This is a genomic window from Rhodococcus sp. EPR-134, assembly GCF_001647205.1.
Taxonomy (GTDB): domain Bacteria; phylum Actinomycetota; class Actinomycetes; order Mycobacteriales; family Mycobacteriaceae; genus Rhodococcus_F; species Rhodococcus_F qingshengii.
On record NZ_LVCT01000010.1, the window covers coordinates 1 to 8021 of the forward strand.

At 63.0% G+C, this 8021-nt stretch carries 8 protein-coding genes and 1 pseudogene; 6 read left to right on the forward strand and 3 right to left on the reverse strand.

Annotation, left to right across the window (positions count from 1 at the left end):
* From A2J01_RS00380 to A2J01_RS36190, 5 genes and pseudogenes are all read left to right on the forward strand, one after another.
* Positions 1–511 (forward strand): annotated as a pseudogene (locus tag A2J01_RS00380) (amino acid transporter); the annotation flags it as partial.
* A gap of 434 nt (positions 512–945) precedes the next feature.
* The gene (locus A2J01_RS00385; protein WP_231915382.1) at positions 946–1368 is read left to right on the forward strand and encodes a hypothetical protein; all 423 of its coding nucleotides are present in this window, start codon (positions 946–948) and stop codon (positions 1366–1368) included.
* Between the two features lie 142 nt (positions 1369–1510).
* Positions 1511–2110 carry a TetR/AcrR family transcriptional regulator gene (locus A2J01_RS00390; protein ID WP_039972767.1) on the forward strand — a complete coding sequence of 200 codons (600 nt, stop codon included), beginning with the start codon at positions 1511–1513 and terminating at the stop codon, positions 2108–2110.
* Positions 2107–3900, forward strand: a complete 1794-nt coding sequence (locus A2J01_RS00395) for an alpha/beta fold hydrolase (RefSeq protein ID WP_064111402.1) — start codon at positions 2107–2109, stop codon at positions 3898–3900. Before A2J01_RS00390 ends, A2J01_RS00395 begins: the two co-directional genes overlap by 4 nt.
* A 375-nt stretch (positions 3901–4275) precedes the next feature.
* A complete protein-coding gene (locus A2J01_RS36190; RefSeq protein ID WP_197494124.1) occupies positions 4276–4524 on the forward strand; it encodes a hypothetical protein in 249 nt (82 codons plus the stop codon).
* Positions 4525–4841: 317 nt separating this feature from the next.
* Here the strand turns inward: A2J01_RS36190 and A2J01_RS00400 are convergent, their stop codons facing one another.
* Positions 4842–5306: a hypothetical protein gene (locus A2J01_RS00400; protein WP_156511696.1), complete on the reverse strand. Its 465-nt coding sequence runs from the start codon at positions 5304–5306 to the stop codon at positions 4842–4844.
* 497 nt (positions 5307–5803) lie between these two features.
* On the opposite strand from A2J01_RS00400, the gene A2J01_RS00405 reads away from it, so the two are divergent.
* A complete protein-coding gene (locus tag A2J01_RS00405) occupies positions 5804–6325 on the forward strand; it encodes a 2-oxo-4-hydroxy-4-carboxy-5-ureidoimidazoline decarboxylase (RefSeq protein ID WP_007727034.1) in 522 nt (173 codons plus the stop codon).
* A 56-nt stretch (positions 6326–6381) separates the two neighbouring features.
* Here A2J01_RS00405 and A2J01_RS00410 read toward each other — a convergent pair whose 3' ends face one another.
* Together A2J01_RS00410 and A2J01_RS00415 are read right to left on the reverse strand one after the other, a co-directional pair.
* Positions 6382–6837 (reverse strand): tellurite resistance TerB family protein, encoded by a 456-nt coding sequence (locus tag A2J01_RS00410; protein ID WP_003941110.1) that lies wholly within the window; start codon positions 6835–6837, stop codon positions 6382–6384.
* A gap of 84 nt (positions 6838–6921) precedes the next feature.
* On the reverse strand, positions 6922–8021 hold a 1100-nt coding region (locus tag A2J01_RS00415; RefSeq protein WP_064111404.1), incomplete at its 5' end, for a hypothetical protein.

Below are 8021 nucleotides of genomic sequence, written 5' to 3' on the forward strand. Positions count from 1 at the left end.
GCGAGCCTTCGAACTACGGGCAACCTCCGTCGAATTCGACGAGACCGCGCTGCAATTCATCGCCGAGGCAGCCGAGAAGGGTTACCTCGCGATGGTGGCGCACGACGTCGACCGTCTCGACGAGGACGAGTATCGGCAGAAGGAATCGCGGCAGCGCGCCGAAAGCAACATCCCGGAGGCGGAGTCGATCATCTTCATCGAAGTCAACGTCACAGACTCCTCCGAATTCAGCACCGACCTCCTCGTCCACGGCCGACAGCGCGGTGAGCACCGGATTCTCTGGGTCGACAGCCCTGCCGTCCCCAACACCATTGCGGCGGTTCTCCTGCGGACGAGAGACATCACCGGCGTGATTCCCGACGTCTACTTCGAGTGGACCGAGGGAAACCCGATCATGTACCTGCTCCGCTTCCTGTTCATCGGTGAGGGCGAAACAGCTCCCGTGACCCGTGAGGTCCTCCGCCGCGCCGAACCCGACCAGTCCCGCCGGCCACACGTCCACGTCGGTTGACGCCCACTCCCACTAACCGCTCACAAGCCCGCTCGCGATTGCTGTCGAACATCGCTGCATCCAGGGCTGTGGTGGCCGAGGTGGCGGGCGACCAATGCGGGCGCGATGGTGAGGGGCGTCGTTCGTCATGGCGACCTTCCATTCGTGTCTGGGGGCCAATCTCGGTCCCCTTCATGGATTTCGCCTTCTGACAACGGAAATTGCACCGGCAAGAGGGACTGGCGTGCAACTGGTGAGCGAAAAGTCTGTCCGCACGCGCGAGTGCAGATTGAAAGGCCTTTCGACCCGCAGGTGGACGGGACGATGCGACGGAGATCGAGAATGACCGCGACATACAATCGCGATCAGAGCGAAGCTCCAGGCCGAGATTCCGGCGCCGCTGTGATGGAGGGGTCAGGATGTTCGGTTGGAAAAAGAAGCGCAACGATTCAAAGATGACGCTCGACGATGTGATGTCGAAGCTCAGGCCTGACCTGAGTCGGGAATCACTCGGCGTCGGACCCGACTTTCCGGGCGTCGCCCCGAACCCGCTCATGAGCAGTGATGCACGCAAGCGCAATGCGGAACTGCGGACGGGGGTGCTTGCGCTCGGCATTCTCGTCGACTGGCGGGAGGTCAACAGCAATCCACGCGTGGTCCTGATGTTCGACGTGGAGACCTCCGACGGCATCTTGTTCCGCGGTATCGCAGACGAAGACCTCACGATCACCGAGCTGACACGACTCGCCCCAGGACAGACGTTGCCCGTGCGCTACCGGCCGGCCGTCATGGACCACTACGTCGCCCTTGCCCGGGACGCGGACGCCGCCCACGTTCAGCAGCTCTCCGACGAGATCGCGACCCGCAAGCGGACCTGACCCGAAGCCTTGGCCGGATCCTAGGTCGCCGGCACTCCGATGATGGCGTCGGCGGTCACACGCATGTCGATCACGACGAGACTGGTTGGTAGACGCATTCTCTCGGTTGAAAATAATATGTAGACCGGTCTATTGTTGGCTCATGGCATCCAAAGGAGACCTGACAAGGGCACGGCTCGCAGAATCCATGCTCGAGCTCATCCAGACCAGCGGCTACAGCGGCACGGGCCTGAACGCCGTGATCGAACACGCCGCAGCGCCGAAAGGGTCGATCTACTTCCACTTCCCCGACGGGAAGGAAGGCCTGGGCGTCGCAGCGATTGAGCTCGCCACGAAGGCATTCGGGACGCTGATTGCAGAGGCCGCGATTTCCCGGGTCGATGCGGCCGAGGCAGCACGCGCCGCGATCGAGGCCCTGACGACCATCGTCAGCGAGAGCAACTTCCGGCGGGGTTGCCCGGTCTCTGTCGTCACCCTGGAGATGGGCGCGGAGAACGAGCGTCTGCGGCAGGCGTGCGCCGCTGCCTTTGAGTCGTGGATCGCCCTGACAACCGCGTTTCTCGAGGCCAGCGGCGTTGTCCCCGACGAGGCCCGATCCCTGGCGACCGTTGTTGTGTCGACAATCGAGGGGGCGGTCATCGTCTCTCGCGCTACGCAAAACACGCAACCCCTGATTTCGGCCGCTGACATCGTTGCGGAGCTCATCAACCAGCGCTGCCAGACCGTTGGCGGAACGCGATGACTCCACGCGACGTCTCCCGTCACGCCCTGGTCTTCGGGGCCTCAGGTCTGGTCGGTCGGCACCTCGTCCTGACCCTCGCCGAGGCTGGTACGAACGTCACGGCGGCAGTTCGGACCGCCGAGTCCGGGGCCCGTGTCGAGCGATGGGTCAGAGAGCATGGCCTGACGCGGAGCATCAGCACGACGATCGTCGACTTCGACGCTCCTGAAATCGTCGCGGGTGGCCCATCGGCGTTCCCTTTCATCACAGAGATCCACAACTGCGCCGGGTCCTACCGATTCGGAATGACCGCCCAGGAGGCACGCAGCGCGAACGTCGGCATCGTCGAGAAGCTGATCGACTTCGCCAAGGACCTCCCCAACCTGCAGCGCGTGATCCATGTGTCGGGCTACCGCGTCGGCGGACAAGACCCCACAACGGTTCCATGGCCCGACGATCACCGCACCGCGGTTTACAAGGACCTTGGCGCCTACGAAGCGTCAAAAGTGGAATCCGACGCAATCTTCCAGGCCCGAGCCCTCAAGCACGGAGTTCCCTGGACCATTGTCAATCCGTCCAGCGTGATCGGCGACAGCGCCACCGGGGAATCCGACCAGCACATCGGGCTGGCCAGCACAGTCGAGCAGATTTGGAACGGCACCGCAGCAGCGTTGCCTGGAAACGAATCGACGTTTCTCCCGATCGTCACGGTCGACTATCTGGCGGCCTTCATGACGGCAGCTGCGGTCGATCCCGCTGCTGAGGGCATGGCCTACTGGGTTCTCCACGACGACACCCCACCGCTAGCGGACCTGCTCACACACGTCGGTCGGCATCTCGGTGCGAAGGTCCCGCGGGTCAGGATTCCGATCGGCGTCATCAAGCGGCTCCCGCAGCAGATCACCAAGGCCGATCCCGAGACTCTCACCTTCATGTCCGCCGACCGCTATCCGACAGAGTCCGCCGTCGAGTTCGCCGACAGACACGGGATCCTGATGCCCGACGTGCTGGTGTCCCTCGAACGGTGGGCCGACTACCTGGCAGCGCGTCGGTTTGGTGCCGTCATGTCCGCCGACCGTCGATTCGTCGACGTCGGCGGCCTGAGGACATTTGAGCTCGGCGTACGAGGATCGAGTCGGGTGATTCTTCCCGGCATGCCCGTGAACGCGGACACGTGGGCAGAGGTAGCTGCCGGCATCGAGGGGCGGGTCGTCGACTTGCCCGGCCTCGGCCTCAGTAGCGGGGCCGGCGTTCAGGACTGGGATGAGTGGCTGCCGGCGGTAGTAGCTGCTGAACCTGCTGACCTCGTCGGCCACTCCATCGGTGCGGCTGCTGCAGTAGTTGCGGCTGACCGGTTCCCGGCGCAGGTGAAGTCCCTCACGTTGATCGCACCGTTCTTCCTCCAGGCCCCGATGGGTTCCTCGGCCAGACTGAAGCCGCTCGTACGCGCCTACTTGCGACACGCAGACCCGGCACGGCTCTCACGCAAACTGACCGGATCAGAAGCGAGCGCGGATTCTCTCGTTTCCAGTCTCAGTGACCTCGAGCGAAGCAGTTCCAAGAGCGTGGCCGAGCATCTCGCCCGTGCGGGATCGAAGCGGTGGCGTGCTGCACTCCAAGAAGCGCTTAGGCGATTCAGTGGCCCGGTCCGCATCATCACAGGAAGCAAAGACCCAATCGACCCGGCCGCGGTTGCGCAGCTCGAGTCACTTCCGAACATCAAACTGATCTCGCTGCCGGGTGCCGGGCACCATCCGCAACTAACCCATACCGATGCTCTCGTCGATCTGCTCGAGGGATCGCTCGCGTGACATAGACGCCTGCGGTTTCAGCAGCTGACAGAGATACGGGCATCCAATCTGTAGCTGGCCAGTCTGTCGGTGACCATCACACTCAGCACAACTCCAGGCCTTTGAGCAGTCGACGTAAGAGCTTCATGGCTGCCGAAGTGTTCACCAGGGCGTCAGTAAAACTGCGTTCCGCTTGAGCTCGCATGGAGTCACCTAGGAGAGCGCTATCCGCCATTCCCACGGCAATGGAAGCCACCGAATCCCACCCCAGCAATCATCTGAAGCCTCCTCGAATGCGTTGTTGCTCCGGATCAGTGACAACCGGGGAGGTCGACGGGCCGTGCAGTATTCGAATCGCGCAGTGTTCCTTCACTTCAATTGCAACGGAGGGGAGCGTTGAGTGGCTCGAGGCCGCATCACCGGAACCCGATACGAGTAGCGAGGCAACATGATCGGCGGGGCCGGCGCTGCAGCTTCGAGGGTGCCCGCCGCGAGCCTGGTGAGCAACAACCCATCGCCGGCGGCATCAACCTCGTCGGCATCAGGCGGGTCCTCGAACTCGAGGACATCACCGCAGCACTACGCCGCGACAACGCGCAAACAACACTGAAATCCGCACAGCCAGAAGGACACACCGCACAGTAAGGACCACCGCCATGGAAAACGACCGCGTACCCGCAGCCGTCGACGCGACGCCCGACGCCGACTACATCGAACAATCAATACCCGTCGTCCAGGACGAAAACCTCTGAGTGAGTCACGGCACCTCATGGAGAGTTCGCCGTTCACACACCAACGGCGCAGATAAACTGTGGAAGATCGTGACGTCTACGAGCTACTTCCGAGGCCGCGAGCGCTTGCGTCGCCCCACAAAAAGAATCGCCGAGCTACTTGCGTTCGAATGGCGTAGCCGCGAGGACGGTTACGTGAAATTCCGGTTTCCCTGCCACCGCCATTCGGACTCACATGTTCAACGTCCCCACATCACTACGCCCCTTCCGTCGAGCCGGCCACGCCCGAACTGCCTTCCGCCCGGAGAAAACCGCCAACGCTCCCGTCACCAATGACAGCGAACTGCTCAAAGCCACGATCAGCGTCGGACTCGATCCGACCAAGTGACCACTCGAACCCCGCCACAACCTGACCGTCTGCCCCACAGCGTATTCGTGCGCGCTGGAGCACTCGACGAACGATTCGATGTGGTCCACCTCGTCCTGCGCCCATCCCACCGTATAGGTGCGCGGATGCACACAACGGCCCAGCGTGGCACCGTCCTCCACGTCCAGCACCCTCGCTTCGACAGCAGGACCCATACCACCGGAGATCGACTGCACAGCAATGCTGAACGTCACCACCGCGCAGATGAGTGCTGCCAGAGCAAGTATCGACAATGCGGCGACGATCCACATCCCCCTCCGCTCGCCCACCGTATCCACCCTCGACCTCATAGATTCTTGATATGACATCTACGGCCCGATACAAAATCGAGCCAACCGCGAACTCGCGCGGAGCCTCCACGACTGCCAGCGAACGAGACACACTCCCGGCCCATTGCAGGGGCCGACGCCGAGAGCCTCAAACGAGAGCCGACCCTGTCAAGCCGCTGGTCGCCTTTCGGAGACGGCGGGATCGCCAACCGATCTCCGTGAAGTTGCATCAGACGCAACGTTGATTGGCCTCTTTTCGGGACAGATTGCTCGCCATCTCCTGTGGTCATCGGCGCCCGGTTGAGTCGGCTTCGTCAGCGAACCTTGTCGGGTGGAGACCGTGTCGGTCAGCTCGTTACGCCGCGTTAAGAACCTGAAAACTCGGGGAGCAAACCTTCCTTTCCCAGTTGAAGCAGTGAATTATCGATATGGTCGCGCATCTGGTTACCGCGCGGCATGTCGAGCGCGCCTGAAGGCACAACGGGCCGGGAGGTCACATGCTGCTACATCAATCGATCGGGTTGGAGCGCTTCAACGAACTACCGCGGCAGAAGGCAGTTCACGCATTGTTCGAGTGCTGCTGCTCGCTGACGTGGGCCGGGTGGGTCAGCGACGGACGTCCGTTCGCCGACCACGCGGAGATCCTCTCGCGCGCCGAGGACGCGATTCTCAACCTCTCGGACGAGGACGTCGAACGCGCCCTGCAATGCCATCCACCCGTAGGCGTGCGCAAGAACAGCGTGCCGTCCCACCTCGAGCAATGCTCGATCTGGGTTCCGGACGACGCCGTCATGGCAACCATCTATCGCGCCGGCGAGGAGTACGAGCGGAACTTCGGCTTCCGGTATCTGTGGTGTTCGCACGGCCACGACGCCGACGACCTGCTCGAGAACATCGGCCAGCGCATGTCCAACGAACGGTCCGTCGAGCGCAAGGTCTGCGTCGACGAGCTCGCCAAGATCACGCGGACGAGGATCGAGCGCATGCTGGGACCCGAGGACGGCTATCCCGAGTACTGAAAAGAAAAGCGGGTGCAGCGCTTTCGCGCCGCACCCGCTTTCATGCTCTGAATCGATCAGAGATCGAACTCGGCCGGAGAAATTCCGACTGCAAAACACATGTCGCGTACGACGCCGCGCTCGTGCTCGTCGAAGTTGCCGTCCGCGCCGCCGATGATGATGCCGATCTGGATGACCGCGCGGGCCTGATCCTGCTTCGACTTGAGCTTGGCGATGGTCGCGGTTGCCTCGACCTTGCCGAACTCGTAGTCCGAGGACAGCTTGCTGCAGTACCAGTCGAACTGCTCACGAAGCTCGTCCGGCGGGAAGACCGCGAGCGACTCGTTGCTCATGATCAGCGCGGCGGTCTTCTGACGCTCCGACGGATCGATCGAACCGTCTGCGGCGGCGATCAACGCGCACATTGCCATGCTCGCGTTCTTGAATTCCTTGTTCTGGAACTGGCTGGTCTTTGTCTTGAGCTGGCCGTTCATCTCCTGAGCCTTAGCCTTCAACTGATCCCAGAATGCCATGAGTCTCCTCGAGTATTGCCGCCACACACCGCGCGTGGTCGTACCACCACTCTGCCTGTGTGCTCGGCAATCCGCCATCGGCCGCTAGGTGCGGTCGAACACTGCCAGAATTCGCGACTCGGAGATCGGGTCGAGCACGTCCGGGGTGAAGTGCCATTGCGTGCGGGTCCACGGATCGTGAACCTCCGTCTGCCCTGCTGCCGAAAGATGTTGGCACCCCTCGGACAGCGCGGCGACGGATTCTTCCGCGAAGTTCGACTCGTCCTCTCCGACAATCAGTATCGACAAACCGATTCCCGGTCCGCGTTCGGAGAGGAACATGATGGTCTGTGCGTCTTCGGCGGAATATCCGTGCGGGAAATCGCTGAGGATCAACAGTCGTAGGGAACTCGGGCCATCTGCGACGCCACTCATTCGCGCGAGTTCGCCCATGTCGACGGCTTCGGCGAGTGCCCGCAGACGCGCTGAGATCTCGGAGGGAGTGGTGATGACCGGCCCCGCGAGCATCGGTGCCAGTCGGTCGGTCAGTGGCGTGAGCGAGCCGGTCAGGTCGACGACGTCGAGTAGCGGCATCGGGCCTGCTGCCATGACGCGCACGGTGACGGCACTGATCAGACCGAGCGCTGCTTTGCTCGACGTACTGTCCACCCAGATGGGCCGACGCAGTGGGAGCGGGACGCAGTAGGGAACGGTGAGCGTGCCGCGGTCCGGAGCCGACAGCTCACCCAGACGCATTCCGTCGCTGACGGCTGTGATCTGGGCCGGATCGGTTGTACCCGCCCAGGATACCGACTTCCACGACGCCATCGACCGTGGGAGCACGCCGTCGATCACGCCGAGTTCGTGCGCAAGCTGAGCGCTGTCGCGGGCGTGATTGTCCCGCGCGAGTGAGACGAGGTCGTCGTGACGCTTCTGTGCGGCATCGCGCGCCGCCACTCCCGCTGCCGAGTTCCGCAACGACGGATCTGCGACGGCAGCGGTCAGATCTTCGTCCAAACGGGCAAGCGCGTACTCGCTGCTGGAGACGAAGGAAGCGGCAGATCGTGAGGCATCCTCGAAGATCATCCACGCGCGCTCGAGGCCGCGGCCCACCTCCAACGGCTCCACCGCGGAGTCCCACGCGGGCGCGGCTGTCGGGGCTGGTTGTGCCGGCTCGTCGTCCACCTCGACGCCGTGCACCGAGA

Coding starts and splice junctions, on each gene's coding strand:
- A2J01_RS00385 (WP_231915382.1), top strand. CDS start 946: ATGACGCTCGACGATGTGATGTCGAAGCTCAGGCCTGACCTGAGTCGG.
- A2J01_RS00390 (WP_039972767.1), top strand. CDS start 1,511: ATGGCATCCAAAGGAGACCTGACAAGGGCACGGCTCGCAGAATCCATG.
- A2J01_RS00395 (WP_064111402.1), top strand. CDS start 2,107: ATGACTCCACGCGACGTCTCCCGTCACGCCCTGGTCTTCGGGGCCTCA.
- A2J01_RS00405 (WP_007727034.1), top strand. CDS start 5,804: ATGCTGCTACATCAATCGATCGGGTTGGAGCGCTTCAACGAACTACCG.
- A2J01_RS00410 (WP_003941110.1), bottom strand. CDS start 6,837: ATGGCATTCTGGGATCAGTTGAAGGCTAAGGCTCAGGAGATGAACGGC.